Source organism: Bacteroides sp. AF39-16AC (assembly GCF_003602735.1).
GTDB lineage: Bacteria > Bacteroidota > Bacteroidia > Bacteroidales > Bacteroidaceae > Bacteroides > Bacteroides uniformis.
This window is the reverse complement of sequence record NZ_QTLN01000074.1, coordinates 1-1,347: the sequence shown is the minus strand read 5'-3', so window position 1 is coordinate 1,347 and position 1,347 is coordinate 1. Positions and strand designations below refer to the sequence as shown.

Below are 1,347 nucleotides of genomic sequence, written 5' to 3'. Positions count from 1 at the left end.
AATTAAAGTGCGACAGCTTAATTATCTGTTCAGGACGCTCGAATTCAAAAAGTCTATCTTTACCTATCTATATAGAATAAGTATTGACGGTTCTTTTGTTTTACCCAGGTACGACGCGCCTTAATCATTAGTTCCCAATTATTAATTTGCGAAGCACCTGCTCTTGTACTACTTGTATTGTTTATGTAAATCTGTTCAAAGATCGCTCGTTTCACGATTGCTGTTCTTTTCAGAAAGCGGATGCAAAGGTAAGAACTTTAAAGCATATCTTCCAAATATTTTCGGAAGTTTTTTTTCATTTTTCTTTTTTCTCTTTCCTCGTCGTCTCTCTTGTCGAAAGGGAGGCAAAAAGAAAAAGGAAGAAGGACCAGGCACCGTTTCTTTAAAAAGAATGTCAACTCGCGCTGCTTTCGTTTTCAAAAGCGGGTGCAAAGGTAAGGACTTTAAAGCATAACTTCCAAATGTTTCGGAAGTTTTTTTTCATTTTTCTTTTCCAAAACCGAAGTTCCGAAAGAAACCTATGGCAAAGAAGAGAAAAATGGAAGCTTACCGCTCCGTTTTACTGTCAGAATGTCAAAACATCGCCGCCTTCGTTCCCGAAAGCGGATGCAAAAGTAGGGCTTTTACGGACATCTGCAAAATATATACAAGCTTTTTTTGAGGGTTTACGTGAACTTTTTCATAACTAGCTGATTGATAGATATGTTTTAAAGCATATTTTTTAAAGGGAAAGAAAGGCAGGAAGGAAGGGGACACATTATATATATACGCGCGCGCATCGGAATATACTAAGTTCACCCCTTGACATAGACCACTGAACGGCCGGCACCACGCTTGCGAATCACGCCGGAATCGATAAATGTCTGCAAATCCCTCGAAGCCCGGCGGGCGGTGACATGGACAAGGCGGGAATATTCTGCACGAGTAATACAGACATTAGCTTCCAGAAAGTCCATCATGCTTTTTTCACGGGCAACCATGTCGCCCATTGCTTTCGGTTTATCCGGGAAAAAGCGTTTATCCGCACGTTCCAACTCCATCTTACCTGCCACATAACGTTTGAATTCGATGCCGGGACGGAATTTCACCGTGGACATCTTGACCGACTCCGCACGTACTTCTTTCTTATTCATCACCGGATGGGTACACTTCAGCGTGGTGCTGAAGAAGCCAAGGTACTAATTATTTTTCTTGCCACAAGGATTTTACTTTCTTTCCACTGCCGTATTCTTTTCTTTCCACAGCTGTGGAAAGAAAAGAATACGGCAGTGGAAAGATTAGCATTTAGGATAGAAATGTCTTTTCCTGATTTAGCTAGACGCTTTTTCTTTTTATAACCGATATCAG

General features: G+C 41.1%; 2 protein-coding genes. Both read right to left on the bottom strand.

Translation table 11 applies throughout. From position 1 onward, the window contains the following. Positions 1–794: 794 nt before the first annotated feature. The gene (locus DW039_RS20745; protein WP_016271964.1) at positions 795–1,133 is read right to left on the bottom strand and encodes a hypothetical protein; all 339 of its coding nucleotides are present in this window, start codon (positions 1,131–1,133) and stop codon (positions 795–797) included. Positions 1,134–1,150: 17 nt separating this feature from the next. Then, a partial coding sequence (locus DW039_RS21170; RefSeq protein ID WP_207810863.1) for a hypothetical protein occupies positions 1,151–1,347 on the bottom strand: 197 nt, incomplete at its 5' end.

Bases quoted from the DNA above. Each gene is read 5' to 3' on its own strand.
- DW039_RS20745 (WP_016271964.1), bottom strand. From the start codon at position 1,133: ATGAATAAGAAAGAAGTACGTGCGGAGTCGGTCAAGATGTCCACGGTG.